The organism is Bradyrhizobium sp. B097, assembly GCF_038957035.1.
In the GTDB taxonomy this organism is placed as follows: domain Bacteria; phylum Pseudomonadota; class Alphaproteobacteria; order Rhizobiales; family Xanthobacteraceae; genus Bradyrhizobium.
Genome location: NZ_CP152412.1, coordinates 3,691,484 through 3,717,502 on the forward strand (window position 1 = coordinate 3,691,484; position 26,019 = coordinate 3,717,502).

23 protein-coding genes are annotated in these 26,019 nt (G+C 62.4%); 16 read left to right on the forward strand and 7 right to left on the reverse strand.

Going from position 1 to position 26,019, the window contains the following annotated elements; translation table 11 throughout:
• Positions 1-80: 80 nt before the first annotated feature.
• Entirely contained in the window at positions 81-1,043 is a 963-nt protein-coding gene (locus AAFG07_RS17195; protein WP_342728297.1) for an MBL fold metallo-hydrolase, read from the forward strand.
• A 26-nt stretch (positions 1,044-1,069) separates the two neighbouring features.
• On the opposite strand, the gene AAFG07_RS17200 is transcribed toward AAFG07_RS17195, so the two are convergent.
• Positions 1,070-1,597 (reverse strand): hypothetical protein, encoded by a 528-nt coding sequence (locus AAFG07_RS17200; protein WP_342728298.1) that lies wholly within the window; start codon positions 1,595-1,597, stop codon positions 1,070-1,072.
• Between the two features lie 235 nt (positions 1,598-1,832).
• On the opposite strand from AAFG07_RS17200, the gene AAFG07_RS17205 reads away from it, so the two are divergent.
• From AAFG07_RS17205 to AAFG07_RS17225, 5 genes are all read left to right on the forward strand, one after another.
• Positions 1,833-2,984, forward strand: a complete 1,152-nt coding sequence (locus tag AAFG07_RS17205; protein ID WP_342728299.1) for a zinc-binding dehydrogenase — start codon at positions 1,833-1,835, stop codon at positions 2,982-2,984.
• Between the two features lie 122 nt (positions 2,985-3,106).
• Complete coding sequence (locus tag AAFG07_RS17210; protein WP_342728300.1) at positions 3,107-5,044, forward strand: cyclic nucleotide-binding and patatin-like phospholipase domain-containing protein; 1,938 nt, start codon at positions 3,107-3,109, stop codon at positions 5,042-5,044.
• A gap of 59 nt (positions 5,045-5,103) precedes the next feature.
• Positions 5,104-6,243: an amidohydrolase/deacetylase family metallohydrolase gene (locus AAFG07_RS17215; RefSeq protein ID WP_342728301.1), complete on the forward strand. Its 1,140-nt coding sequence runs from the start codon at positions 5,104-5,106 to the stop codon at positions 6,241-6,243.
• 213 nt (positions 6,244-6,456) lie between these two features.
• Positions 6,457-7,305, forward strand: a complete 849-nt coding sequence (locus tag AAFG07_RS17220) for an SDR family NAD(P)-dependent oxidoreductase (RefSeq protein ID WP_342728302.1) — start codon at positions 6,457-6,459, stop codon at positions 7,303-7,305.
• A 481-nt stretch (positions 7,306-7,786) separates the two neighbouring features.
• Positions 7,787-8,194: a hypothetical protein gene (locus AAFG07_RS17225; RefSeq protein WP_342728303.1), complete on the forward strand. Its 408-nt coding sequence runs from the start codon at positions 7,787-7,789 to the stop codon at positions 8,192-8,194.
• 194 nt (positions 8,195-8,388) lie between these two features.
• Here AAFG07_RS17225 and AAFG07_RS17230 read toward each other — a convergent pair whose 3' ends face one another.
• A complete protein-coding gene (locus AAFG07_RS17230; protein WP_342728304.1) occupies positions 8,389-9,018 on the reverse strand; it encodes a hypothetical protein in 630 nt (209 codons plus the stop codon).
• Positions 9,019-9,508: 490 nt separating this feature from the next.
• On the opposite strand from AAFG07_RS17230, the gene AAFG07_RS17235 reads away from it, so the two are divergent.
• Entirely contained in the window at positions 9,509-11,518 is a 2,010-nt protein-coding gene (locus AAFG07_RS17235) for an SPFH domain-containing protein (RefSeq protein WP_342728305.1), read from the forward strand.
• A 319-nt stretch (positions 11,519-11,837) separates the two neighbouring features.
• On the opposite strand, the gene AAFG07_RS17240 is transcribed toward AAFG07_RS17235, so the two are convergent.
• The gene (locus AAFG07_RS17240) at positions 11,838-13,448 is read right to left on the reverse strand and encodes an ABC transporter substrate-binding protein (RefSeq protein ID WP_342728306.1); all 1,611 of its coding nucleotides are present in this window, start codon (positions 13,446-13,448) and stop codon (positions 11,838-11,840) included.
• A gap of 361 nt (positions 13,449-13,809) precedes the next feature.
• On the opposite strand from AAFG07_RS17240, the gene AAFG07_RS17245 reads away from it, so the two are divergent.
• The 5 genes from AAFG07_RS17245 to drt3b all read left to right on the forward strand — a co-directional run bounded on the left by AAFG07_RS17245 (position 13,810) and on the right by drt3b (position 20,810).
• Positions 13,810-14,670, forward strand: coding sequence for a xanthine dehydrogenase family protein subunit M (locus tag AAFG07_RS17245; protein WP_342729175.1), 861 nt, complete (start codon positions 13,810-13,812; stop codon positions 14,668-14,670).
• A gap of 4 nt (positions 14,671-14,674) precedes the next feature.
• Positions 14,675-15,157: a (2Fe-2S)-binding protein gene (locus AAFG07_RS17250; RefSeq protein ID WP_342728307.1), complete on the forward strand. Its 483-nt coding sequence runs from the start codon at positions 14,675-14,677 to the stop codon at positions 15,155-15,157.
• Positions 15,154-17,412 carry a xanthine dehydrogenase family protein molybdopterin-binding subunit gene (locus tag AAFG07_RS17255; protein ID WP_342728308.1) on the forward strand — a complete coding sequence of 753 codons (2,259 nt, stop codon included), beginning with the start codon at positions 15,154-15,156 and terminating at the stop codon, positions 17,410-17,412. The genes AAFG07_RS17250 and AAFG07_RS17255 overlap by 4 nt, the downstream gene beginning before the upstream one ends.
• A 223-nt stretch (positions 17,413-17,635) precedes the next feature.
• On the forward strand, positions 17,636-18,862 hold the full coding sequence (gene drt3a, locus AAFG07_RS17260) for an antiviral reverse transcriptase Drt3a (protein WP_342728309.1): 1,227 nt from the start codon (positions 17,636-17,638) through the stop codon (positions 18,860-18,862).
• Complete coding sequence (gene drt3b / locus AAFG07_RS17265; RefSeq protein WP_342728310.1) at positions 18,822-20,810, forward strand: antiviral reverse transcriptase Drt3b; 1,989 nt, start codon at positions 18,822-18,824, stop codon at positions 20,808-20,810. Before drt3a ends, drt3b begins: the two co-directional genes overlap by 41 nt.
• A gap of 192 nt (positions 20,811-21,002) precedes the next feature.
• On the opposite strand, the gene AAFG07_RS17270 is transcribed toward drt3b, so the two are convergent.
• A complete protein-coding gene (locus tag AAFG07_RS17270; protein WP_342728311.1) occupies positions 21,003-21,947 on the reverse strand; it encodes a dehydrogenase in 945 nt (314 codons plus the stop codon).
• A 143-nt stretch (positions 21,948-22,090) separates the two neighbouring features.
• Here AAFG07_RS17270 and AAFG07_RS17275 point away from each other — a divergent pair, with 143 nt between their 5' ends.
• Both AAFG07_RS17275 and AAFG07_RS17280 read left to right on the forward strand, forming a co-directional pair.
• Positions 22,091-22,831, forward strand: a complete 741-nt coding sequence (locus AAFG07_RS17275) for a hypothetical protein (RefSeq protein WP_342728312.1) — start codon at positions 22,091-22,093, stop codon at positions 22,829-22,831.
• Positions 22,832-23,055: 224 nt separating this feature from the next.
• Positions 23,056-23,442 (forward strand): hypothetical protein, encoded by a 387-nt coding sequence (locus AAFG07_RS17280; RefSeq protein ID WP_342728313.1) that lies wholly within the window; start codon positions 23,056-23,058, stop codon positions 23,440-23,442.
• Between the two features lie 105 nt (positions 23,443-23,547).
• Here the strand turns inward: AAFG07_RS17280 and AAFG07_RS17285 are convergent, their stop codons facing one another.
• Positions 23,548-23,808 carry a hypothetical protein gene (locus tag AAFG07_RS17285; protein WP_342728314.1) on the reverse strand — a complete coding sequence of 87 codons (261 nt, stop codon included), beginning with the start codon at positions 23,806-23,808 and terminating at the stop codon, positions 23,548-23,550.
• On the opposite strand from AAFG07_RS17285, the gene AAFG07_RS17290 reads away from it, so the two are divergent.
• Positions 23,798-24,013: a hypothetical protein gene (locus AAFG07_RS17290; RefSeq protein ID WP_342728315.1), complete on the forward strand. Its 216-nt coding sequence runs from the start codon at positions 23,798-23,800 to the stop codon at positions 24,011-24,013. The genes AAFG07_RS17285 and AAFG07_RS17290 overlap by 11 nt on opposite strands.
• Positions 24,014-24,062: 49 nt before the next feature.
• Here the strand turns inward: AAFG07_RS17290 and AAFG07_RS17295 are convergent, their stop codons facing one another.
• On the reverse strand, positions 24,063-24,644 hold the full coding sequence (locus AAFG07_RS17295) for an HdeD family acid-resistance protein (RefSeq protein WP_021077691.1): 582 nt from the start codon (positions 24,642-24,644) through the stop codon (positions 24,063-24,065).
• A gap of 244 nt (positions 24,645-24,888) precedes the next feature.
• On the opposite strand from AAFG07_RS17295, the gene AAFG07_RS17300 reads away from it, so the two are divergent.
• The gene (locus AAFG07_RS17300; RefSeq protein WP_342728316.1) at positions 24,889-25,110 is read left to right on the forward strand and encodes a dodecin; all 222 of its coding nucleotides are present in this window, start codon (positions 24,889-24,891) and stop codon (positions 25,108-25,110) included.
• 343 nt (positions 25,111-25,453) lie between these two features.
• On the opposite strand, the gene AAFG07_RS17305 is transcribed toward AAFG07_RS17300, so the two are convergent.
• The gene (locus AAFG07_RS17305) at positions 25,454-26,014 is read right to left on the reverse strand and encodes a GNAT family N-acetyltransferase (protein WP_229167944.1); all 561 of its coding nucleotides are present in this window, start codon (positions 26,012-26,014) and stop codon (positions 25,454-25,456) included.
• Positions 26,015-26,019: the final 5 nt, after the last annotated feature.

The following is a 26,019-nucleotide window of genomic DNA, read 5'->3' on the forward strand; positions in this document are numbered from 1 at the left end:
TCTCCGGCCGCTTCACCTAGCCTGTCGTGGCTGAGTCAGCTCATCGGCTTAGTAAGCGCTTGGGGCGGAGACGTTCGATCATGCGACTGAAATTCTGGTTTGCACTCGTTGTGGCGATCCTCGCCGGCGCTGGCATGGCACGCGCCGCTGAGATGCGGGTCACCTTGCTCGGCACGGGCACGCCGACGCCGCGGCTCTCGAGCTTCAGCGCCGCGACGCTGGTGGAGGCGGGGCCCGAGAAGCTGATGTTCGATTTCGGACGCGGCTCGACGATCCGCCTGTTCCAGAAGAAGATCCCGATCGGTGCGATCACCGCGCACTTCATCACCCATCTGCACTCCGACCACATCGTGGGCCTTCCCGACATGTGGCTGACGGGATGGATCGGCACGCCGTTCGGCTCGCGCAAGACGCCGATGGTGATCTTCGGGCCGAAGGGCACGGTGGCGATGACCGAAAATCTCACCAAGGCGTTCGCCGAGGACATCCGCATCCGGATCGATGATGAGAATTATCCGCCTTCCGGCGTTGCGTTCGCGGCGAAGGACATCGAGCCGGGTCCGGTCTACGAGAACAACGGCGTCAAGGTCACCGCGATCGAGGTCAATCACGGCGACAAGATCAAGCCGTCGTTCGGATATGTCGTCGAGTATGACGGCAAGAAGGTGGTGCTGTCGGGCGACACCAAGCCGGACCAGCGGGTGGCGAAGGCGGCCGAGGGCGCGGATCTCTTGATCCACGAGGTCGCGGTCATCGATCCCGACCTGTTCAAGGCCTATCCGAATTATCGGGCGATCGAGAACCATCACACCTCGCCGGAAGAGGCCGGCAAGATCTTCGCGCAGGCCAAGCCGAAGCTTGCGGTCTACTCGCACATCGTGTTCGCGAGCCAGCCGCCGACGCAGGACGTGCCGGAGGACGCGCTGCTGAAGCGGACGCGCACGACCTATCAGGGACCGCTGGTGATCGGGCACGACCTGATGTCGTTCGTGATCTCCGACAAGGTCGAGGCGTTCGCGCCCGACGGCACCGCGATGAAGTGACGATCCATGCGAAGCGGCGCGGCGGGTTACTTGGCTTCGGCGTCCATGGCCGGTTCGGCCGGCACCGCCGGTGGCTCAACAGTCACGGCCTTTAGCACCTTGCGTTTCGCCGCGCGGATCTCGAGTTGCAACGGCGGCTGATAGGACCCGCTTGGCGGCTCGAACACGAAGGCGTGGTGCCCATCGCCCTTGTTGAGCTTGAGAAGATCCTTGCGGAATTGATCGGCGACGACCTCGGCTACGTGATCGCCGTTGAAATAGATATCGATCGTGACCCGCTTGTCGGGATGCCGGTCGTACAGGGCCCAGCCGGCAATCCGTTTTTCGTTGAAGACGTCGACATGGCCGGTGACCTCGCCTGACAGGCTTTCGATGCCGGCCTCGATCACCTCGAGGTCGCTCTTGTAGATCGATCGCGTCACGTCGAAGCTGAAATGCGCGGTGTCGACACATTGGTCGAGCAGGTTCTGCCGATGTTCCTTCATTCGTTGCAGCGTGTCCAGCTCGCCCAGCTTGACGTACATGCCAACGATGCCTTCGATACCAGGATTCATGGTGTCGTTCCCCGCAATGCTACAAGCCTATTGGCCCTCAGTTGCGTTCACAATCAACGGTTCTTTGCGATGCTTCCTTGCGGAAGGATACTCCTGTCAAGACCTGAAGCGCGTCGTCCCGCCAGGGTCTGTCATGGAGGCCTTCATGACAGGCGTTCATGACATCCCGATCGTCCTGACCTAAAGTCGGTGCGGCCGGACCCGGCCCAATGGGAAGGACAGGGAGAGCGAACCGATGGAGCAGATCCGCGTCTGCACGCATGACGGACCTGGAGCCAAGCCTGTAATCCGGACCGTGCCATGGCCGGATGTCGGCAAAAAGGCGGCCTTGATCAAGGTCGGCGCCTGCGGAGTTTGTGGAACCGATCTGCACATCCTGAAGGGACACTGGCCGAAGCCGCTGCCATGGCCGTTCACGCTCGGCCACGAGCTCGGCGGCGTGATCGTCGAATGCGGTGCGGAGTTCACCGAAGACTTCATGAGCAAGCCGCTGCAGGTGGGATCGAAGGTGATGATCCCGCCGTTGATGCCGTGCGGCCGCTGCTATTACTGCGTCCATTATCCCGAGAGCGCCAACAAGTGCCTGACGCCGGTGTACTACGGCCGCTATCTCGGCTTCGACAAGGCGCCGCACATGTGGGGCGGCTGGGCCGAATATGTCTATGTCGATCTCGACATGCTGCCCGGCACCAAGATCTACAAATTGCCTGACGACATGTCGCTGCGGCTCGGTGCACTCTCGGAGCCGTTGACCTCCTGCATTCGCGCCTTCAACCGCGCCACCCGCGCCGGCGGCTTCAGCTGGGGCGACACGGTGGTGATCCAGGGCTCCGGGCCGATCGGCATCCTCGCGGTCGCGGCCGCGCAGGAGATGGGAGCGGGGCGCGTGATCTGCGTCGGCGCGCCGGAGGTGCCGCGGCTGGCGCTGGCACGCAAGTTCGGCGCCGAGGCGACGGTCGATATCGAGCAGCTCAAGACGCCGGAGCAGCGCATCAAGGCGGTGCGCGATATCGTCGGCGGCTTCGGCGCCGACTTCGTGATGGATTGCTCGGGCCATCCGACCGCCGGCCCCGAAGGCATCGAGATGCTGCGCGACGGCGGCACCTATGTCGAGATGGGCCAGTTCACCGACGCCGGCTCGATCAATACTTCGTGGCACCGCATCTGCACCAAGGACCTCAATGTGCTCGGCTCCTGGGGCTTTACCGGCAACGACCTGCCGCTCGGCGTCGACATGCTCTACCGCACGCGCAACAAATACCCGTGGCTCGACATGCAGACGATCTATCCGTTCACCGAGGACGGCATCGCACGCGCGGTGGCGGACGCGATGGCGATGAAGACGGTGAAGTCAACCATCGTGCCGTGGCCGGAGCTGCTCGAATGAGGCAGGCCAATGGAAGCCTCGCTATTCCTGTTGCAGTGCTCCCAAGAAATGCTGGCCGGGGCGCCGCCGGGGGCGGCCTGATATCGCTCGCCGGGACGGCGGCCCGGCGCTAACATCCGCGCATGCAATCGAACCGTGTGCCGCCGAGCGCAACGTTTGCGTGGGGAAACCTGTCCGAGGACTTCGCGCTGTTCCGTACGCTCAGCCCTGAGCAGCGGCGGATCGCCTTTGGCGCGATGACCCGGCGCGACCTGGTGCGTGGAGAGCTGCTGGTGGAGCAGGGCGGCGCCTCGGACGCATTGTTCCTGGTGCTGCACGGCGCGCTCGCGGTGCATCGGACCGATCATCCCGAGCCGATTGCGGAGCTTCGCGCCGGCGAACTGGTCGGTGAGATCGGCTTCTTCGCCAACATCCCGCGCACGGCCAACGTGATCGCGATCCGCGATTCCAGCGTGCTGGTGTTGACGCGGGCGGCCTATGCGAGGCTTGTCCAGGAAGCGCCCGGCATCGTCGAGGCGCTGCTTGCCGCGCTCGCACAGCGCTTTGCCATCCAGACCGCGCGCCTGTTGCCCGTCCGGGCGTCACCAAAGGCGCGCACCGTCGCGCTGATTGCGGGCGGACGGGAGCCGGTGCCGCCTGCCTTTGAACGGAGGTTGCGCGAAGGCCTTGCCGCAGCAGGCGCCGAGATCGTCGATCTCGCGCGCGTTCAGGCGATGTTTCCCGGCCGCGCGCTGGACTCGTCCGAGGTCGCCGACTGGCTCAACCAGATCGAGTACGACGCGCCGCTGGTGGCTTATTTCGGTGGTGCGGAAGCATCCGAATGGGCGCGCAAGACCATTCGCCAGGCCGACCTCGTCGTGCTCGCCTGCCGCGGTGATGCTCCGCCGCCGGTTCTCACCGAGATCGAGAGCTTCGCGTGCGGGGTGCATCCGGCGTCGGCGCGGCGCCTGGTTCGTGTTCATGATATCAGGCAACACGAGGTCAGCGGCACCGCGGCCTGGCTGGCGCGGCTGCCTTGCTTCATGCATCACCATGTCGCGCTCGAGGACCAGATCGATATCGAGAGCCTGGTGCGCTTCCTGTGCGGTCGCGCCGTCGGGTTTGTCGCCGGCGGCGGCGGCAGCCTCGGCACCGCGCATGTCGGCATCTACAAGGCGTTTCGCGAGCGCGGCACGATGTTCGACATCTTTGTCGGCACCAGCGTCGGTTCGGCGATGGCGGCGGGCTTTGCCAAGAACTACGACGCCGAGCATCTCGAGCGCGGCACCCATGAGATCTTCGTCTCCAGCCGCAGCTTCCGCCGCCCGACCTGGCCGCGCTACGCGCTGCTCGACCACAAGGCCTTCGATCGGGCGCTTGCCGATCAGTACGGCGACAACTGCCGGATCGAGGATTGCTGGCGGCCGTTCGCGGCGGTCGCGACCAATCTGTCGACGCACAGTCTCGAATTGATCAGGACCGGCCTGCTCTGGCAGGCGGTGCGGGCATCGAGCGCCATCCCCGGCCTGCTGCCGCCGTTCTACACCCGTGATGGCCTGATGCTGGTCGACGGATGCCTCGTCGACAACGTTCCGCTGGCGCAAATGCACCAGCTGAAGAGCGGGCCGAATCTGGTGGTGCATTTCGGCGAGCCGGCGACCGAGATGTTCGACGTCGACTATGCCGCGCTGCCGGGAAGGTTCGAACTGCTCGCGTCGCTGCTGACGCCATTCCGGCGGAAGGCGCTTCCATCAGCGCCGAGCGCCGTCAATGTGTTGTGGCGAAGCCTCGTCGCGCACCAGCGCTACGATACGCTGCCGACCACGCCACTCGACCTGGTGATGCGCCCGCCGACGCCCGATGGCGTCGACGTCACCGATTTCGATCGCCATCAGGAAATCTTCGAATCCTCGTACCGCTGGGCGCGGGAGACCATTGCCGCCTCGGAGGCGGCGCATAATCCGGCCATTGCTGCCATCGTCGCGTCAGCCAAGGGTGCGGACTCGGCCGCGGACAAGAGCGCAGATCAGACGACGACAGCGACAGCGCCGGTTTCCCAACAGGCCCGCGTCGTCGGCTGAGCCGCTTGCGGGCGGCGGCGAACTCGACCATCGTGCCGGACAGAAATCCGGAGATGATGATGCCTTTCGATTTGATTCTGCGCGGCGGACGGGTGATCGACCCGTCGCAAAAGCTCGATGCGGTGACGGATGTCGCCTTTGCCGGCGGCAAGGTCGCGGCGGTCGGCCGGGAGCTGAAGGCCGATCCCGCAACCGAGGTCCGCGATGTCTCCGGGCTGATCGTCTCGCCGGGGATCATCGACCTGCACACCCATGTCTATTGGGGCGGCACCTCGCTCGGCATCGACGCGGAGGAGTTTTGCCGCAGCTCCGGCGTCACCACCTCGGTCGATACCGGCAGCGCCGGCCCCGGTAATTTCGCGGGCTTCCGCAAGCATGTGATCGAGCCGAGCCAGGTCCGCATCCTCGCCTATCTGCATGTCTCGCATGCCGGCATCTTCGGCTTCTCCGATCGCGTGATGGTCGGCGAGAGCGAGGAGTTGCGGCTGATGAATCCGGTCGAGGCGGCGCGCGTGGCGGACGAGAACCGCGACCTCATCGTCGGCATCAAGGTGCGGGTCGGCCTGCACGCCTCGGGCACTTCGGGGCTGGTGCCGCTCGAGATCGCGCTCGAGGTTGCGGAGCAGGTCGGCATGCCCTTGATGGCGCATATCGATCACCCGCCGCCGAGCTATGAGGAGGTGCTCGCGCGCCTGCGACCGGGCGATGTGCTGACCCATGCGTTCCGTCCGTTCCCCAACACGCCCGCGACCGCGCAGGGCACGGTGAAGAAGGTGGTGCTGGAGGCGCGCGAGCGCGGCGTGCTGTTCGACATCGGCCACGGCAAGGGCTCATTCGCCTTCAAGACCGCGCGCGCGATGCTCGCCAACGGCTTCTATCCCGACACCATCTCCTCCGACATCCATCAGCTCTGCATCGACGGTCCGGCCTTCGACCAGGTGACGACGATGTCGAAATTCCTCTGCATGGGGATGTCGCTGCCGGACGTGATCGCCGCGTCCACCGTCAACGCCGCGATGGCGCTGAGGCGGCCGGAGCTTGGCAGCCTCAAGCCGGGCAGTGTCGGCGACGCCACGCTGGTCTCGATCAGGGAAGGGCAGTTCGATTATGTCGACGTGGTCGGCGAACATCTGACGGGCGATCGCAAGATCGCATCCGAAGGCGTCGTGATCGGCGGACGCTGGTGGCATCCGAGGTAGCGCGCGTCCTCACAAAGCCCGCGAGCGCTTTGCCTTCATAAAGGCGACATGGAAGCCGGTGTGAACAAATGCCGGCTAGGGGCCAATAGCGGACATCCCGCACACTTTCCAATTGCTTGAAAGTGCGGTCATATGGCGCCCAGTGACACCTCGGACGTTTGACACTTGGCGTCTCGGGGCGAGGTTGTCCGCTTGCACGGGGGGAGAACGCGCGTGAAGGATCTCGCTGGAAAGACCGCGTTCGTGACCGGTGCAGCGTCAGGCATTGGACTGGGGATCGCGACCGCCTTCGCCCAAGCGGGGGCGAAAGTCATGCTTTGCGACATTGATGAAGCGGCTCTGTCCGCAGCGCTCAAGCAACTGAGGCTCACCAACGTCGATGTCGACGGCGTGAAAGCGGACGTTTCACTCAAAGCCGAACTCGCCGCCGCCGCCGAAGCCACGACTGCCCGCTACGGCAAGGTGCATATCCTCGTCAACAACGCGGGCGTCGGCGGCGGTGGGCCCTATGGCGCCTGGACCGACGCGGCATGGGATTGGACCATGGGCGTCAACCTGATGGCGACCATTTGGGGGATCGAGATTTTCGGCCCGTTGATCGAGCAGCATCGCGAGGGCGGACACATCGTCTCCACAGCCTCGATCGCTGGCCTTATTTCAGGGGAGAGCAATGCATACAACGTCTCGAAATATGGCGTTGTCGCGCTGTCCGAGGGCCTGCGGGGTGAACTCGCGCCCCGCGGGATTGGCGTATCGGTGCTGTGTCCAGGGTTCATTCGCACTCAAATCGTGGACTCAAGACGCAATCTCCCCAAGCGCTTCGAGGGGGCGGTCCGTACCTTGCCGACTTCGGGCCCACGTGCCCTGCAGATCAATATGGTCCGGGCACGCATCTCTCAGGGCATAGAACCCAACTATGTCGGTGAACTCGTCCGCGAGGGCATCGAAAACGACTGGCCATATATCTTCACCGACCTCGAATTTGAGCCGATGATCGAAGCGCGCTTTGCTGCAATCAAGCAAGGCTTTGACCACATCCGCGGGCGCACCCCGAAACGTTGAGCACGCAGGCACGGTGAAGAAGGTGGCGCGTGAGCGCGGCGTGCTGACGATCGTCTCCGAAGGCATCGTGATCGGCGGACGCTGGTGGTATCCGAGATAGGGCGCCTGTTCATAAAACCAGTGTCCGCTTTGCGCCAAAAAGGCGACATCGAAGCCGGTCCGAGCGAATGTCGGCTATGGGCCCAGCTCCGGACATTCCTAGGTGGCGCAGTCGCCGCCTCCGGGCAGTATGCCCATCGGGCCTTTGAAGCCACCTGTTTCTCTGGCGCGTCAGGTGGCGTAGAATGCAGTTGCCCTTGAAGCGGGACGTGCCGAAATCGCCGTTAGGGGCGAACGAGCAGCATTGGTGCCATCGGCAGGCACGCGCTCTTGAGAGACCGGCTCTTTTTCCGGTTTCGCACCACCATTCGCACTACCATTCACCACGAAGTGTACACGCCGCTTCTGCGACAGCTCGTTGCGTAACCTCGGGAGAAAAGCGATGAACAAGATCGATCGAAGGTCAGCACTGGGAATCGGGTTGGCAGCGGCTTCGGCTGCTCTGATGAAACCGGCCGCCGCTCAGACCACCGGCTACAAGGATACGACGCCGTGGCCAGGTGTCGTAGTGCGTGCTTATGATGGTGAGACCCCCTCCCTCATCCCCGGTTTTAAGACCGTCTCAATGCGCGATGTCATCATGCAGCCGGGATCGAAGACTATGGGTCCCCCGATGATGAATGCCATGATCTGCCATATCCCCGAGGGGGAGCTTCGGATCGAGCAGGAGGGCAAGACCTTTACGGCCAAGAAGAACTTTGTCTGGACCTGCAACAAGGACACAAAGGAGCAAGCGCACAACGATGGGAACGTGGTCGCAATCATGCGGATCGCGGATCTGAAGGCTTAAGGCTCGTTTCTTCGCAAGAGACCGATTGCAGGTGCGGATGGCGTATGCGACGAGGTTGCCGCCGCCGAGAGTCTTCTTTGGGTCATTCGCGTCGTCTTGATCGTCCGCCGAAGACTTCCGGTCTACCCCGGCGAACAGACATCCTGAGGCCTCGTCCTCGTGTCTCAAACGGGCCAGAAGCGGAAGTTATCCAATCACCAATGCCCCGGTGGGGACCACGGAAGCTGTGGCGACCTTTTTAGGAAATACGACAATAGAGTCCGATCCCCTTCTTTGAAGGCACAGACATACGCGACGGGAGTCTCCGGCTGATCGTGGCCCGGGAGCAGATTGAGAACAAGATTTGCGTCGTTGCGGTCCTGAAACCAAAAATCGTTCCGGCCCAGTTTTTGGTTTATTTCCGAATGGCCAAAATGAACGTCGTTGTATCGAACGTAAAAGAACGCCTTTATCACCTTGCCGGCGCTATATTGCTGGTCGCCCAAATTGTCTTCGACAAGGAAGCTCGCTTCATACGGATAACCGGGACCAACACGCGCAAGCACCCAGATAATCTCCCCAACGAACCGCACCTTGAGCCGCGAGCAGGTCTTTGTGCCCGAAGGCAATTCAAACTCTTCGCCATCCGGGGCGGTCGGCCACCACCAGTGGGCGACGACGTCTTGTACGAATTTTGGTTGAGAGGAATCCGGACGATCGTTCATCGCATAAGCCCTTTCACACGGCGCGGTCACGCAAAGGAGAACAATCACGGCGACCCGGCGCACGGGATGGGTTGAGCCCTTCGCGAAGCCCATCACCTTCGCTAGTGCGCCAAAAATCACCGATCGCGTTCCCTGTCCCTCGCTCTCAACAACTCGTCCGGCTTTAGGTCAATTTGAGATGCTTTGGAGAGTCACAGATCAACTCGATGGTTGTATAATATGGTGTGAACAACTGTTAACGCGAGTCTACTTTTGAGGAATTTCAATACGCTCGATTATCCGCTTTGGGTCAAAAGCCGTCGATGATGACCGACCCCAGCAACTACCGCTTCCCCTCAGAAGTGGACCTTTATGAGTCCATGCCCCAATTATCGCCCACGTCATTCCCGCCGCCGTGCTGCGAATGATGTGCAATCGCAGCAGATTGTTCGCGCCGATCGATGTCGCGCGACCGGTTCGGCGGTTCATGCTGCCATCAAAAAAAGATTGGCGATGCGAATAATGTTCACGCCTTGCGCCACCTGGGCCTCGCATCACATCTCCGCATCGCAATTCTTGGGTGCAGGTTTGGGCTCCCAAACCGCCCAGTTGCGAATTGTGGAGATGGGCTATGGACTTCCTCGGTTTTCTTAATGGTTCAGGTTTAACTCAGCCTGCCATTTGGATCGCTGCAGCGGTCGCATGTGTGATCCTGCTGCGCATATCGAACGTATTTCGCTACATTCCCAACAATCAGGTCGGCATCGTCGAGAAGATGTGGGCGATCAAGGGCTCGATCGACGGCGGCTTCATCGCGCTGAACGGTGAGGCCGGCTACGAGCCGGAGGTGCTGCGCGGCGGCCTGCACGTGATGTTTCCCTTCATGTACCGCATCCACCGCTCGGACCTCGTGACCGTCGGCCAGGGCAAGATCGCCTATGTGTTCGCGCGCGACGGTGCAGCGCTGGAGGCTTCGCAAGTTCTGGGCGCCAACGACACCGAAGACAAGTCGGACTTCCAGGACGCGCGCCGCTTCCTGCTCGGCGGCGGCCAGAAGGGACCGCAGCGCAAGATCCTGCGCGAAGGCACCTATGCGATCAACACCACGCAGTTCGCGGTCATCACCGACGAGCGCGTCTACGGTCATGCGCTCAGCGAGCGGGAACGCGGCGTGCTGGAGAGCATGCAGCTCACGATCACCGAGCGCTGGGGCTTTGCGCCGGTGGTGCTGGCGGCCGATCACGACCTGGTCGGCGTCGTCACGGTGCATGACGGCCCGTCGCTGCCTCCGGGCGAGATCATCGCGCCCGAAGTCGGCATCGAGCTGCGCGACGCCGCGACCTTCCACAACAATTTCCAGGAGCCCGAGAAATTCCTGCGCGCCGGCGGCTATCGCGGCCGCCAGCTCCAGGTCATCGTCGAGGGCACCTGGTACATCAACCGCCTGTTCGCGACCGTCGAGGCGGTGCCGAAGACGGTGATCCCGGTCGGCAATGTCGGCGTCGTCATCTTCTACACCGGCCCGCGCACCGACGACGTCTCGGGCGAGCAGTATCGCCATGGCGAGCTGGTGCTCAACGGCAGCCGCGGCGTCTGGAAGGACCCGCTGTTGCCGGGCAAGTACGCCTTCAACACCTATGCCGGCAAGATCGAGGTGATCCCGACCGTCAACTTCATCCTGAAATGGGTGCGCGGCGAGGTCGGTGCGATGAAGCTCGACGAGAACCTGTCGGAGATCTCGCTGATCACCAAGGACGCGTTCGAGCCGACGCTGCCACTCTCAGTGGTGATGCATATCGACTACAAAAAGGCGCCGATGATCATCCAGCGCTTCGGCGACGTGAAAAAGCTGGTCGAGCAGACGCTCGACCCGATGGTCAGCGCGTTCTTCAAGAACATCGCGCAGAAGATGACGCTGATCGAGTTGCTGCAGAACCGCGCCGCGATCCAGGAGGAAGCGGCCCACGACATGAAGGCGAGGTTCGAGAGCTATTCGCTCGATCTTCAGGAGGTGTTGATCGGCACGCCGCGCGCGGCCCCTGGTGACCACACCATCGAGAACATCCTGATCCAGCTCCGCTCGCGCCAGATCGCGCGCGAGCAGATCGAGACCTATCAGGAGCAGGAGAAGGCCGCGGTGCAGGAGCGCGCGCTCAACGAAGCCAAGGCGACGGCGGCGGCGCAGTCGGCGCTGACGCAGTCGCTGATCCAGGTCAAGGTCAACGAGAACGAGGGCGCGGCTGCGCTGGCCCGTGCGCAGAAGGATGCCGAGACGAGGAAGGTGACCGCCGCGGCGGTCGGCGAGCAGTCGCGGCTCGAAGGCCAGGGCGAGGCCGACCGGGTGCTCGCGGTCGGTACCGCCAACGCGCAGGCGACCAAGCTGTCGGTCGATGCCTATGGCGGGCCGGAATACCGGCTTGCCGAGCAGAACTTCGCGAAGTTCGCCGATGCGCTGACGCGGATCAACCAGCCGCTGGTGCCGCAATTCCTGATGTCGGGCGGGCAGGGGCAGGAGGGCAACAGCGCGGGGCTGATCCCGACCGCGATGCTGAGCTCGATGTTCGGACAGATGATGCCCGGCGCATTGGAGAAGCTGAAGGACGAGGCACCGAAGGCCGCGCGCCGCACCAACGGCCAGTGAGGTGACGGTACTCAGGCGAAGTCGAATAGCAGGGAAGTGCGCTCCCTCTCCCGCTTGCGGGGGAGGGGGCATTTGCACGAATTCGGAATATTAGAAATATATTGGTGATTTGCCCGACGTGTCAAGTGGCCCGGTGGGAGGGCGGCGGCCGTCGGCTACTTTGCATGGGGTTGTTTTCGATATTTTAGCGGCGCGCAGCGGGGCGGCCCGGGGTGGGGCTCTCTCCGCGAGCCACGTTGTGGAGAAAGCCGATCAACCTGCCTGCGTGCTGCGGCTCACCGAACGATGATCTGCGGCCCGCAAGTTCGCGCCGCCGATCCTATTCCGTCTTGTCGACGTTCCAGAACACCGGCGGCGCCGGGCCGTCCAGCACGCCGGTGAGCGATTTGCGCCAGGCGCTCGGCAAGCGGAACTGGCCGAGCGGGACATAGATCACCTGGTCGTAGGCCTGCTTCTGGATCTCCACCGCGAGCTTCTTCTGCTCTTCAGGTGAGGTGGCGCGGGCGTAGGCGTCGCGCATCTGCTCGAGCTTGGCGTCCTCGGGCCAGCCGAACCAGGCCCGCTTGCCGTTCGCGGCGATCTGGTTGTTGACGATCGGATTCATCACCTCGGTCGCGCCGGTGAACGTGAAGAACAGGTTCCAGCCGCCTTCCTTGGGCGGCTTCTGACTGGCGCGTCGGCTCACCACAGTCTGCCAGTCGGTCACCTGCGCGTCGACATTGAAGCCGGCCGCGCGCAACAGTTGCGCCGCGACGGTCGGCGGCCCCTTCAGCGTCTGCACGTCGCCGGGGATCATGATCACGACCGGCGTGCCGTCATAGCCCGAGGCGGCCAGCGCCTTCTTCGCCTCGGCCATGCCGTCGCCCTTGATCAGCGTCTCCGCGCCGGCGTCGCTGGCGAGCGGCGTGTCGCAGGCGAAATAGGAGCCGCAGATCTCGTAGTATTTGGCGTTACCGACGGTGGCGTCGAGCACGTCCTTCTGGTTCATCGCCAGGAATGCGGCGCGGCGGATCTTGGGATTGTCGAACGGCGGGTGCAGGAAGTTCATCCGGCCTTCGATCTGGAAGCCGAACTTGTTCAGCACGGCCACGGTGAGATCGGAATTGGCCTCGAGCACCGGCACCAGGTCGATCGAGGGCTGTTCCAGGAAGTCGATGTCGCCGGATTGCAGCGCGTTGATCGCGGTCTGCGCGTCGGGCATCGTGATCCATTCGACGCGATCGACCTTCGCGACCTTGCCGCCCGACAGCCAATCCGGCTTTTCCTTGCGCGGCACATAGTCGGCGTTGCGCTCATAGACCGCCTTCACGCCCGGCTGGAATTCGGCCTGGACGAACTTGAACGGCCCGCAGCCGATCTGCTCGGCGATCTGCTTGCCGGGTGGCGTCTCCGCGAGCCGCTTCGGCATCATGAAGGCGACATAGGAGGAGGGCTTTGCCAGCGACTCCAGCACCAGGCCGTACGGCTCCTTGAGCTTGAGCACGATCGTCTTCGGTCCGCCGGCCTCGAGGGAGGCGGTGAACTCGGCCAGCTTCTGCGCCATGCCGTCGACGACGGTCCAGCGCTTCAGCGAGGCGATGCAGTCCTCCGCCGTGACAGCCGCGCCGTCGTGCCATTTCAAGCCGTCGCGCAGCGTGAAGGTGTAGGTCAGCTTGTCGTCGGAGATCGTCCAGTCCGCCATCTGCGGCCGGACCTTGAAGCTTGAATCGATGCCGAGCAGCGTGTCGTAGACCATGTAGCCATGGTCGCGGGTGATGTAGGCGGTGGTGAAACCGGGATCGATGATGCGCAGGTCCGAATGCATCACCGCCGAGATGGTCTTGCCCTTGCCGGCGGCGATGGCCCTCGACGAGAGGAGAGCCGGGGCCGCAATCGCCGGCGGCACGCTGGCCGCGAGCTTGAGGAGCGTTCTGCGCGAAACTTCGACCATTCGCCGTCCCCCGATTTTGTCGTTGCGCCGGCACGCAGGCCGCGGCGGCCTGCATGCTTCACCAATCCGTGACGCAAAGCAAGCAAGGGCCGTGCCGCCGATCTGGGAATCTCGGCAGCGGGTTCGCGTGGACCGGTGACGTGAACGTTCGATGACCCGCGGGCCGTCGCGCGCGACCGTCGGCACCGCGCAAGCGCGCATCCTGCATGGGAGCCTGCGCTTCCTGCCGCACCTCGCAGGCTGTTCGGACGGCGATCCGCCGTGTAGGCTTGCGGTCTGCCGGCCAGCGATAAGGCCATATCCCGCACATCCCTGAGGGAACAAGCAGCCGAGGGAGACCAGAAGAAACATCATGACCGATATCCGATACGTAGCACCGCGCACGCTTGATGAAGCGGTCGGCGCATTTGCTGCCTCCGGGAGTGCCGCCCGCATTATGGCAGGCGGTACCGACTTATTGGTGCAAATGCGCTCCGGCCTGGTGCGGCCGGGATTGATCGTCGACATCAAGAAGATCGGCGAGATGACCGAGATCTCTGAGGCCGCCGATGGCGGTTTCCGCGTCGGCGCTGCCGTCTCCGGCATAGAGCTCGCCGACCACGCGCGCTTCGGCAAGATATGGCCCGGCGTGCTTGAAGCCGTGAACCTGATCGGCTCCAAGCAGGTGCAGGGCCGGGCCTCCGCCGGTGGCAATCTCTGCAACGGCTCGCCGGCCGGCGACAGCGTGCCGGCGATGATCGCGGCGGGTGCCGTCGTCACCGTGCAGGGCCCGAATGGTCGCCGCGAGATGAAGGTCGAGGACGTGCCGGCCGGACCGGGACGGATCAACCTCAAGCCGGGCGAAATCCTCGTCAGTTTTGCGCTCCCGCCGCGGCCCAAAGGTTCGGGCGATGCGTATCTGCGCATGATTCCGCGCACCGAGATGGACATCGCGGTGGTCGGCATCGGCGTCAGCCTGACGTTGAAGGACGGCGTCTGCACCGCGGCCCGCGTCGGCCTCGGCGCGGTGGCGCCGACCGCGCTGCTGGTTGAACCGGCGGCAACGGCGCTGATCGGCTCGAAGCTCGAGGACGCCGCTTTGGCGGCGGCTGCCGCCGCGTGCCGCGCCGCCTGCCGTCCGATCGACGACAAGCGCGGCACCATTGCCTACAGGATAAAAACCGCCGGCGTGCTGCTCAAGCGCACCGCCGCGATCGCCGCCCAGCGCGCCGGAGGACACTAGCACCATGCCGAAACTGCACGTCACCACCTCCGTCAACGGCGAGCCGGTCGAATTCCTGTGCGAGCCGTATGAGACCATGCTCGATGCCTTGCGCGGACAATTGGGGCTCACCGGCTCCAAGGAGGGCTGCGCCTCCGGCGACTGCGGCGCCTGCTCGATCACGCTCGACGGCCAGCTGATCTGCTCCTGCCTGATGCTTGCGGCCGAGGCCGAGGGCCACGAGATCCGGACCATCGAGGGCATGGCCAAGGGCGACATGCTGCATCCCTTGCAGCAGAAATTCCTCGAGCACGCCGCGCTTCAGTGCGGCATCTGCACTTCGGGCATGCTGGTGGCCTCCGAGGCGCTGCTGGCCAGAAATTCCAATCCGACCGAAGAAGAAGTCCGCTTCTGGCTCGCCGGCAATCTCTGCCGGTGCACCGGTTACGACAAGATCGTCCGCGCGGTGATGGAGACCGCCGCCGAAATGCGGGAGATGCGGCCATGAACGTCGTCAACAACAAATGGATCGGCCAGCGCACCATCAGGCCCGATGGCGTCGACAAGGTGACCGGCCGCGCGGCGTTTGCCGCCGATACCACCATGCCCGGCATGATCTGGGGCAAGGTGCTGCGCAGCCCGCATCCGCATGCCCGCATCAAGTCGATCAACACCGCCAAGGCCGAGGCGCTGCCCGGCGTGAAAGCGGTGGTCACCTCGCGCGACATCGTCGACTTCAGAATCGAGAAGGGCGCCGTGATGCTCGGCATCCAGGACATGCGCTGGATGTGCCGCAACGTGATGGCGCGCGACAAGGCGCTGTTTCCCGGCCATCCCGTCGCCGCCGTCGCCGCGACCACGGAGGCGATCGCGGCGGAAGCCTGCAAGCTGATCGAGGTCCACTACGAGGTGCTGCCCTGGGCGATCGAGATCGATGACGCGCTCAAGCCCGACGCGCCGATCCTGCACGAGTTCAACAGATTCGACGGCAAGCCCTCGAACATCATGGGCCGCATCGAGTCCAAGAAGGGCGATATCGCGCAAGGCTTCAAGGACGCCGACATCGTCGTCGAGCGCTCCTTCACCACGCGTCCGGTGCACCAGGGCTATATCGAGCCGCATGCCTGCCTGATCTCAGTCGCCGCCGACGGCAAGACCACGATCTGGTCGTCGAGCCAGGGCCAGTTCATGGTGCGCGCGATGACCTCGATGCTGACCGGCATCCCGCAGAGCGACATCCGCGCGATTCCCGCCGAGATCGGCGGCGGCTTCGGCGGCAAGACCATCGTCTATCTCGAACCGCTTGCGACCCTGCTCGCCAAGAAATCCGGCCGACCGGTCAAGATGGTGATGACGCGCGAGGAGGTGATGCGCGCCACGGGCCCGACCTCGGGCTCGAAGGGCACGGTGAAGATCGGCGCCAGGAAGGACGGCACCATCGTCGCCGCGCATGGCAGCTTCTATCTGCAGGCCGGCGCCTTCCCGGGTTCGCCGATCCGCGGTGCGGTCGGATGCAGCTTCGCGCCCTACGACATTCCGCACGTGCTGTCGGAAGGGTTTGACGTCTGCTCCAACCGCTCCAAGGTCGCGGCCTATCGCGCGCCCGGCGCGCCGATCGGCGCCTATGCGGTGGAATGCGTGCTCGACGAACTGGCCGAAGCGTTGAAGATGGATCCGCTGGCGCTGCGGCTGAAGAACGCGGCCAAGGAAGGCACCAAGGCGGCGCATGGCCCGGTGTTTCCACGCATCGGCTATATCGAGACGCTGGAGGCCGCGAAGAACCATCCGCATTATGCCGCGCCGCTCGGCAAATATCAGGGCAGGGGCGTCGCCTCCGGCTTCTGGTTCAACGCCGGCGGCGAATCCTCTGCGCAGGTCAACATCACCGAGGACGGCAACGTCGTCGTCACGACGGGGCATCCCGACATCGGCGGCTCGCGCGCCGGCATCGCCAACATCTGCGCCGAGCTGCTCGGCATCGATTACAAGCGCATCTCGGTCATCATCGGCGACACCCAGACGGTCGGCTTCTCCAACCTCACCGGCGGCAGCCGCGTGCTGTTCGCCTCCTCGATGGTGGTGACGCAGGCGGCCGACAAGGTGATCGCAACGCTGCGCGAGCGCGCGGCGAAGATCTGGGAGATCGACCCTGAAGCGGTGAAGTGGGAGAACGGCGCCGCGCATCCGGTGAGCCCGAATGCCGGCCAGTTCGAGCCGCTGACGCTCGCGGATCTGGCTGAAAAGGCGCCCTCGCAGGGCGGCCCGATCGGCGCCAGTGTGCAGCTCAACACGCAAGGCGCAGAGGGCGGCTTCGGCACGCACATCTGCGACGTCGAGGTCGATGTCGATCTCGGGATCGTGCGCGTGATCCGCTACACCGCCGTGCAGGATGTCGGCCGCGCAGTGCATCCGAGCTATGTCGAGGGCCAACTGCAGGGCGGCGTCGCGCAGGGCATCGGCTGGGCGCTGAACGAGGAGTACATCTACAACAAGGACGGTAAGGTCGATAATCCGGGCTTCCTCGACTACCGGATGCCGGTCTGCTCCGACCTGCCGATGCTCGACTGCGCGCTGGTCGAGGTGCCGAACCCGAAGCATCCGCAGGGCGTCAAGGGCGTCGGCGAAGTGCCGCTGGTCCCGGTGATGGCCGCGGTCGCCAATGCCGTGCACAATGCGCTCGGCAAGCGCTTCTACAGCCTGCCGATGTCGCCGCCGAAGGTGTCGGCGGCGCTGGATGCGCCGACGCAGCAAGCCGCCGAGTAGGGAGTGGTGGGCGGGTCAGTCAAGACTCGATTTTTTGCCCATTGGCTCGATATCACAGCCTAGAGGCGCTCCCGGATCCTTTTGTGCTCAAGCATCGGATGCGTGTAGATCGAAAGATCTACACGCAAACCTTGCGCATCTGTGGGTTCATCAGCTAAATGTCTCACACTGCGGGAGCTTAGGTGAGCGTTAGAGATTCGGGTGGGCGGGGAATACGTTGCTATTGGAGATAGATAGAGGTCTGCTGCTTGGCGCGATCAAAGCTCAAGATTTGTCAAACTCTGATTGCCAGTCACTCGGCTATGATCGCGACAAATTAGCTGATGTAGCTTTGCGCGTTGTCCAAGATGGATTCGATGATCTGGTCCTCGCCAAGACTGAGATCAGGGGTAGCGTTGCATTCACAATCCGGTCGACGCCTCATTTGATCGTGCTTCGGTGTTTGAACCAAACGATAAGACAGACAGTCGGAATTCAGCCTTCGGATCGCGACACAATTATTCGCCGGCTGACGACAATTCTCACCGAGGGCGTACCACACCGGTTGTACAAGTTTGATATCAAGAAGTTCTTCGACAGTGTTGGCGTGATAGACCTGTTTGCGGAACTGGCAAACGAGCCCCGCATTCCTCGCAAGGCCATTTGGGTCCTTAACAACTACGTCTACATGCTCAAGCAACGCGGCATTGACGGGCTCCCAAGAGGCATTCAGCTTAGTGCGACAATGGCCGAATATGCGATGAGGCGATTTGATCGCTTCGTCTCTCGCTTGCCAGAAGTTTACTACTACGCCCGCTACGTCGATGACATCGTGGTTGTTACTGGCGCGCGGGAGGAACAAGTTCGATTTAAGCGCCAGCTTGCGCGGATGTTACCGAGAGGTCTCCGATTTAACGGTGTCAAGACCAAACACATCGACATTCCGGTGCAGCACAAGTCCGATGGCTCGGCGATTGTCGGTGATGTCGATTATCTCGGTTACAATTTTTCGATTCACGAAACGAAACGGGTAGATCAGCGGTACTGCCGTGAGATCGATGTGACCCTCGCTTCCAAAAAGATTCGGAGATTGAAGTCCCGCATTTGTCGGGCTGTAGCTAGCTACGTTGCCGACGGCAACGAACTGCGCCTTGAGCGTCGATTGCAATTGCTCACCGGAAACTACAATTTGCGCGATGTATCGACAGGCAAGCTTCGGAATGTGGGATTGTACTGCAATTATCGAAGAGCAAACTCGTACAAAGCTTTGATCGAGCTCGACATGTTCATGCGCGCTGTCTTTGTTGGTAATAGGATCCCGCTATCGCGTCGTCTGTCTGCAAGAATGCGCTATCAAGTTCGTCGCTCGTTTCTGAAGTTTAGCTTTTCGACCGGCTTTCGCGATCAGACCTTCTATAACTTTCCACCTGATGAATTGGCAGAATTGGCGTTGTGTTGGCGCGATGCATAAGTGGAAGTTGAGGAAAGGAAACATTGATCGCGGCAACGCTAGTAGGGCGTTGCTTACGGATACGTCTCCTGATGACGTCCCCATCATATTCTCGAACGATGGGTTTCATGCAAACTTGCAGCGCGAGCCGACAACGGAGGGGTTGCGAAGGATTATTGACGCGGTCGCCCTCAATTGCCGGGAGCGGTATACGATTCCATATCGATATCGAATAAGACTGACCAATACTTCAAGTCGCTTGATCAGCCTAGCTCATCCAGCGGCGCAACATCGTGCCTGCCGCTTCTATCAAGCCTACGGTCACTTAATTCCCTATTTTTGTCGTCACGACGACATTTCGATGCGGCGTCCGACTAAAATAGGAAGTGCTTACTTCCATAGCAGCCGACTCTCCGAGCGGAAGAAATATAAGGGGGCGGCAATTGACCTGCTCCTGGATGATCAAGTTGTCCGCAACCCCGGTTCGTTCTTCGCGTACGAAAAATACGATCGGTTCTACAAGTTCTTCAATTCGACCGAATTCGTCGAGCTAGAGAAGACTTTCTCGATCATGAGGCTGTCGGACATATCGAAGTGCTTTAGCTCGATCTATAGTCACACAATGGCATGGGCGATCAAAGACGTTCAGCATGGGAAGGAAAACACTTCCGCGGTCTCGTTTGCGAATGACTTTGATGTGTTGATGCAATTTTCGAACTACAACGAGACCAATGGAATTCCAGTGGGAGCTGAGATATCCCGTTTATTTGCTGAAATCATCTTACAGTCTGCTGATGTTGACCTCCTGCGGCGAGCTGATCAGTATGGATTGGTGCAGGGGCGCGACTTTGAGATTCGACGATATATCGACGACTATGTAATTTTCGCTAACAAAGTCGAAGTGCTGGATAGCCTGCAGAGAGGGCTATCGGAGGCGCTACAAATCTTCAATCTCCATCTGAACGATTCGAAGACTCTAACCGTCTATAGACCTCTCCAAACGCGGCGGTCGCAGATCATCGCGGATGCTACGGTCGGCCTTAATCGCTTCCGCGATCAGGTGAGCAGGCTTGATCCTGTAGTGCAGGCAACAATGCCGGGAAAAGTTCGCAACCCGGAGAGTCTGACGCGAACGTTTGTCAACGACATGAAAGTCGCGTGCGTCAATGCAGATGCTGGTTATGAAGATGTATCTGCGTATATCATAGGGTCTATCAGTACGACAATCGAGACTCTGGTGGGGAGTTATAAGGCCGCTAAGCAATCGCGAGAATTCAGCTCTGAGGCGTACGTTGGGGCATTTGAAGCGCTTCTGCGTTCACTGTACTACTTCTTTACGGTGCATGCCACGGTCTCTTCATCCTATCAGGTGGCGAAAGCAACGATCATATCCATTCGTTTCTTTAGGGATCGTTTGACGGGATTTTCCGACATGATCCATGAAGTCGTGCGGCAGCTGATTCAATCTCTGATTCAGAATCCCGCGCTGCAAAACTTGGCAATGAGTGCTTATGTGCCGATCGAATTGCTGAACGTAATCCTCGCATCAAGCGAGCTCCCGGTTCAGTACCGAATCAACATCTACGACATACACAGGCGTATTCTCGAGGACGATCAGATTGACTACTTCTCTATCGTAACGCTGCTATTCTATTATGAAGATAGTGATGAAGCTGTGCGGGATGAAATCGAGGAGAAACTCCTCGACGAGTTTCTTCCTAAGGTTCGGCCTACACAGAATTCGCATGATGCTCATTTCATGCTCGATCTCATCGCTTGTCCGTATCTGACCCGAGATTTTCGTAAGGCCGTCCTGACTGCGTTGTTCAAGGGGCTGGGGATATCCGTGGGCACCTACTTTTCATTTCTCGTTGTCGCAGAAATCGAAAAGAATCCATGGTTCGTGAACTGGAAGCAAATTGATCTGCTGAATCATTTGCGAAAGAAGGAATTGAGGCCTGTGTACTAGCTGTGCTACTGGTATGGTCGGAGGGGCCACCCAAGATAGCTATTTGTTCGGGGCAACCCAAACAACTGCGTGGAAACGACGAAGTCGTACGTAATTAGCCGGCTGCATAGTTTCACACGAGCGGGCGTAGCCCGCACACACTTGATGCGTGAGAGTGGCTCCTCTGCTTTCCGCCGCCGATCTAACATGATGTCACTTAAGCGCGGCCCCCAGCTGCGCAAGCACCGTCTCGCAGGTCATCAGATCGAGATGCCCGCCGCCGGCGTTCTTGAAGAAGGTGATGTCGTCGGCGGACAGGCGGCCTTTGACCTTGCCGGTTGCGAGATCATAGTGATCGCCGAGCACGTCACTCTCCTTGATCGCGCCGCTCGCGATCGGCGCCAGAATGTCGCCGACGCCGTCGAAGGCGGATTCGCGGCGGTCGACGAAGATGCGCGCGCGCCGCGCCGCCTCGTCGTCGGACTCGCGGGTCTCGGGCGTGAAGCCGCCGACCAGGTCGAGGTGGGTGCCGGGCCTTAAGTTGGCACCCTTCACCAGCGGCTCGCGCGAGCGGGTGCAGGTGGTGATGATGTCGGCCTCGCGCGTCGCGGCATCGAGATCGGTGACAATATCGGCGGCGATGCCGTCGCTTTCCAGCAGCGTGGCGAGCTCGTGCGCGCGCTCGACCGTCCGGTTCCAGATCCGCACCCGCTTCAGAGACGGCCGCACCGTGCGGTGGCCACGCACCAGCCAGCGCGCCATCTCGCCGGCGCCGACCACCAGCAGCGTCGCGGCGTCCGGCCGTGCCAGGTGCTTGGCGCCGAGCGCGGAGTCGGCGGCGGTCTTCCAATGGGTGATCTCGGCGGCGTCCATCACCGCCAGCGGCCGCCCGTCATTGCCGTCGAACAGCACGCAGACCGCCTGCACGGCCGGCAGCTTGCCGTGCGCAAGGTTGCCCGGAAAGCTGGTGTACAGCTTGGTCATCATGAAGCGGCCGGCATCGACCGCGCTGCGGGTCACCAGCTGCTGGCCCCTGTCGTCGCCGAGATAGCTGTCGTGCACCGCGATCTTCGGCCGCCGGTGCGCGGCCTCGATCGCCTCGATCAGGATCGGAAAGGTCAGGACGCGGTTGACCTCGCGGTCGTCGACAATATGCACTGTTTCTCTCCTCGGGCGCGCCGGACGCGCCAAAAAGCGCTCCGGACTGATAGCGCGTAGGGAGGGCCAGTCAACCGGACATGCGCCGCCGCGCGGCACTTGCTATCCTGCGCACCTGATTCTCTCGCAGGTCCTTGCAAGCCGTGGTTGCAGTTGTCGTCGCCATCCTGATCTTCATGCTGCTCGGCGGCGCCGCGCTTGCCACCATGGCGATCCATGGCCGGCTCGGGGAGCATCACCGCAGCGACGAGACCAATACCTCGGTACGCCTGGTCGCGACCCTGTTCGTCACCATGCCGTCGCTGCTGCTCGGCCTGATGATGAACAATTCGGCCAACACCTATGCGGCGGTCGACCGCAACCTGCACGTCTTCGCCACCGACCTCATCCTGCTCGACCGCAGCCTGCGGCCGCTCGGCCCCAGCGCCGACGAGCCGCGCAAGCGGCTGCTCGCCTATGTCGAGCAGGCGCTCAGGGATGCCCCGATCTCGCGCGCGAACGAGGTGTCCGAACATCTGCTCGACGAGGTAGGCAACAGCCTCCGCGAGCTGAAGTTCAACGACGAGCAGAAGATCGCGCTGTGGAACGACGCGCGCTCGGTCTATCGCCAGGCGGTGCAGCAGCGCTGGACCTTTGTAGAGCAGTCCGACGGTTCGTTCCCGTCACCGCTGATCTGCATCCTGGTCGGGTGGCTGACCCTGATGTTCGCGACGCTGGGCTTTCGCGCGCCGCGCAATGCGGTGGTGGTCTCGACCTACATCGCCGCCGCGGCGCTGATCGCGGCCGCGATCTATCTGATCCTCGAAATGAGCACGCCGTTCTCCGGGCCGATCCAGCTCTCCGACCGCCCGCTGGTGCGCGCCGCCGAGGAGATCAGGCGGTAGGACATGTAGACTTGTAGCCCGGATGAGCGAAGCGACATCCGGGGTGTCTCCCGCATATCGCTGCGCTCATGCGGGCTACGTGCCGGTATCGGCACGCGCTGTCGGCTTTATTCCCCTCACGCCCGTCGCTCCGCCGAAAATTCTTCGCGCGCCGCCAGCGGAATACGGTGCGACCTCCGGCGTCCTTACGCATGCAAGCCATTTGCATTCGAAAGGGAGACACCATGAAGACAACGCTCGCGCTCGCCATCGCCACTGCCGCTTCGTTCGCGCTCGCCTCGGCCGCGCTTGCCGCGCCGCCGACCAAGACCGGCACCACGGCGAAGGGCTCGGTCCTGACAGACACCAAGGGCATGACGCTCTACACCTTCGACAAAGACACCGAAGGCAAGTCGGCCTGCAATGGCCCATGCGCGACCAACTGGCCGGTGCTGAAGGCGGAAGCCAGTGACAAGGCCGAAGGCGGCTACACCATCATCTCGCGTGACGACAGCTCGAAGCAGTGGGCCTACAAGGGCAAGCCGCTCTATACCTTCGCCAAGGACCAGAAGGCCGGCGACATCACCGGCGACGGTTTCCTCAACGGCGCCTGGCATCTCGTGCAGCCCTGAGAGTATGCAGGGAGAGGCGCGGGTTAGCGCAAGCGTAACCCGCTATCTCTTCACGCATGAAACGTGTGGCGGGTTACGCGACGGCTAACCCGCCCTGCGTTCGTGCTAGCGGCCGCCACCACCGCCGCCCCCTCCGCCACCACCACCTCCGCCTGCGTTCAGCAGGCTCTGATTGTAGCGCGGATCGGACTGTTTCATGTAGGCTGGCGAGATGTCGCGGTTGCGCGCACGGCCCGGATCGGCAGGTGGAGTTGGCTGGCCGCATCCCGTGAAGAGGAAGAAGCTGCAGGGCGGAACGACACGCGGCTGATATGCATGGGCCGCGGTGGTTGTCAGCGCCGTCGTGGCGACGGTCGTGGCCAGCACTGCCGCTGCCGCGACCACGGTGCTGCCTGCGACAGTGAATAACGCTGCTGCTGATAATCTTGACCGTATCGACATAGCCAATTCCATCCTTCGGTTCGGCGAAACCGGAATGGTCCGCGCGTCGAATTGGACGGGACCTGATGGAAGTGGGTTCGAGCGCGAAGCTGCGATTTGGCGATATGGACACGACAACGTGAAGGCGTGAAGGCTCGCGCCTTATGCCGGGCCGGCCGGTTCGCCTGCGGCTTGCGAAGTCAGGCGCGCTGCTTCAGCGCCATGCCCATGCTGATCCAGCTGACGCCGGCGCAGATCAGGTCGACGCTGAGGAAGATGCCGAGCACATAGAGGCTCGACACCGGCCAGCGCGCCAGGATCATGGCCCCGAGCACCAGCGTGATCAGCCCGGAGATCGCGACCATTCCCCACGGCGCCGCCGAGTTCATGCCGAACGCCAGGAAGATGCGGACGATGCCGGAGACCACCAGCGCGACGCCGAGGAATAGCGTCAGCGTTGCAGCTGCGAGCAGCGGGTTCTCGAAGGTGATGAAGCCCGCGACGACATAGAGCGCGCCGAGCAGCAGCCAGAACAGGAACTTGCCCCAGGTCTTGAACTGGAACGCGTTGATGATCTCGGCAACGCCGGCGACGATCATCATCGCGCCGACGAACAGCACGCTGACGACGGTGGCAAAGAACACGCTGCCGAAGGCGAGCACGCCTGCGATCAGGTAGATCACGCCAAGGGCGACGATCCAACCCCACTTCGCGCGAAGGTTGGCAAGCCCGGATCCGAGGCTGTGAGGAGGTGTGGCGGGTGAGCTGGACGCTGTGGACATCGATCGCTCCCGAATACGAGGTCAAACCATGCTACCATAGGTGACGGAGCGGACAAGGGCAGGTGCCTCCCTGGCACGAAATGCATGCTGGCACCAAAGGCGCCGCGACGCGTTGATTCAATTCGTCCGGCGTGTTGCCGCGCAGCATTCGTCGGTCTGACGACAGCTGGTCGGCATCGGACGACGGACTGTCCGGATCGGAGTGCAAATTGTCCGGATCGCGCATCCACCCAAGGAGGTCGACATGCCCACCACGCAAGACAAGGACCACGTCTACAAGATCCTCGAACTGGTCGGATCATCGGACAAGAGCATCGAGGCGGCGATCGAGAACGCTGTCAGCCGCGCGTCGAAGACGATCCGGGAAATGAAATGGTTCGAGGTGGTGCAGACCCGGGGCCATATCGAAGACGGCAAGGTCCGCCACTACCAGGTGGCGCTGCGAGTCGGGTTCACGCTGGAATAGGGCGCTTAGGCAGCTTATCGCGAGAGCGCGAAGCTATATCCCATCCTCAACTGTCATCGTCCGGTCGAGCCGGGCGATCCAGTACGCCGCGGCTTATCGGCTCAAGCGCGCGCGTCTCTGGAATACTGGATCACCCGCATGCGCATGCGCGGGTGATGACACCGCGTGGTGTGACGCCTCGAATCGAGAACCATCCTCATCGTCGTCCTGGCGAAAGCCAGGACCCATTACCCCAAATCTAAATTGTTGTACGACGCTGGGGCCGCTGTCCCGTTCATCACCGAATGCGGTGGTTATGGGTCCTGGCTTTCGCCAGGACGACGAATGGCAGGGAGCCGTGCCATCACCGCCGCGACAGCGGCGCGGGTGGCGGCGGGGCGGTCGAGCCCGCGGCGAGCGAGCGCTGCACCATCACGGTGTCGGACCAGCGGCCGTAGCGATAGGCGACACCGGGCAGATGGCCGACGCGGGCAAAGCCGAAGCGGTCGTGCAGCGCCAGCGAGGCGGCGTTGTCGCTGTCGATGTAGCCGATCATCTGGCGGAAGCCGGCCGCCGCACAGGCGTCGACCAGTTCCTGCAACAGCCGGCCGCCGACGCCCTTGCCGGTGAAGCCGTGGTGAATATAGATCGAATGCTTCACCGTATACCGATAGGCCGGACGCTTGCGGAACTGGACCACATAGGCGTAGCCGACCACCTCGCCGTCGCACAGCGCGACCAGATGCGGCAGGCGGGTGTTGCGCAGATTCTTGCGGCGGTCGCGCAGGTCGTCGGGCTCCGGCGTGCCGGAATCGTCGACGCTCTCCTCGATGCCGTGGCGGATGTGATAGCGGTAGATCGACAGCATCGCATCGACGTCGCTGTCGCGCGAGGGACGGACGGTGATCTTGTGATCATTCTCCATTGCGT

Bases quoted from the DNA above. Each gene is read 5' to 3' on its own strand.
- AAFG07_RS17195 (WP_342728297.1), top strand. From the start codon at position 81: ATGCGACTGAAATTCTGGTTTGCACTCGTTGTGGCGATCCTCGCCGGC.
- AAFG07_RS17200 (WP_342728298.1), bottom strand. From the start codon at position 1,597: ATGAATCCTGGTATCGAAGGCATCGTTGGCATGTACGTCAAGCTGGGC.
- AAFG07_RS17205 (WP_342728299.1), top strand. From the start codon at position 1,833: ATGGAGCAGATCCGCGTCTGCACGCATGACGGACCTGGAGCCAAGCCT.
- AAFG07_RS17210 (WP_342728300.1), top strand. From the start codon at position 3,107: ATGCAATCGAACCGTGTGCCGCCGAGCGCAACGTTTGCGTGGGGAAAC.
- AAFG07_RS17215 (WP_342728301.1), top strand. From the start codon at position 5,104: ATGCCTTTCGATTTGATTCTGCGCGGCGGACGGGTGATCGACCCGTCG.
- AAFG07_RS17225 (WP_342728303.1), top strand. From the start codon at position 7,787: ATGAACAAGATCGATCGAAGGTCAGCACTGGGAATCGGGTTGGCAGCG.
- AAFG07_RS17235 (WP_342728305.1), top strand. From the start codon at position 9,509: ATGGACTTCCTCGGTTTTCTTAATGGTTCAGGTTTAACTCAGCCTGCC.
- AAFG07_RS17240 (WP_342728306.1), bottom strand. From the start codon at position 13,448: ATGGTCGAAGTTTCGCGCAGAACGCTCCTCAAGCTCGCGGCCAGCGTG.
- AAFG07_RS17250 (WP_342728307.1), top strand. From the start codon at position 14,675: ATGCCGAAACTGCACGTCACCACCTCCGTCAACGGCGAGCCGGTCGAA.
- AAFG07_RS17255 (WP_342728308.1), top strand. From the start codon at position 15,154: ATGAACGTCGTCAACAACAAATGGATCGGCCAGCGCACCATCAGGCCC.
- drt3b (WP_342728310.1), top strand. From the start codon at position 18,822: ATGAATTGGCAGAATTGGCGTTGTGTTGGCGCGATGCATAAGTGGAAG.
- AAFG07_RS17280 (WP_342728313.1), top strand. From the start codon at position 23,056: ATGAAGACAACGCTCGCGCTCGCCATCGCCACTGCCGCTTCGTTCGCG.
- AAFG07_RS17295 (WP_021077691.1), bottom strand. From the start codon at position 24,644: ATGTCCACAGCGTCCAGCTCACCCGCCACACCTCCTCACAGCCTCGGA.
- AAFG07_RS17300 (WP_342728316.1), top strand. From the start codon at position 24,889: ATGCCCACCACGCAAGACAAGGACCACGTCTACAAGATCCTCGAACTG.
- AAFG07_RS17305 (WP_229167944.1), bottom strand. From the start codon at position 26,014: ATGGAGAATGATCACAAGATCACCGTCCGTCCCTCGCGCGACAGCGAC.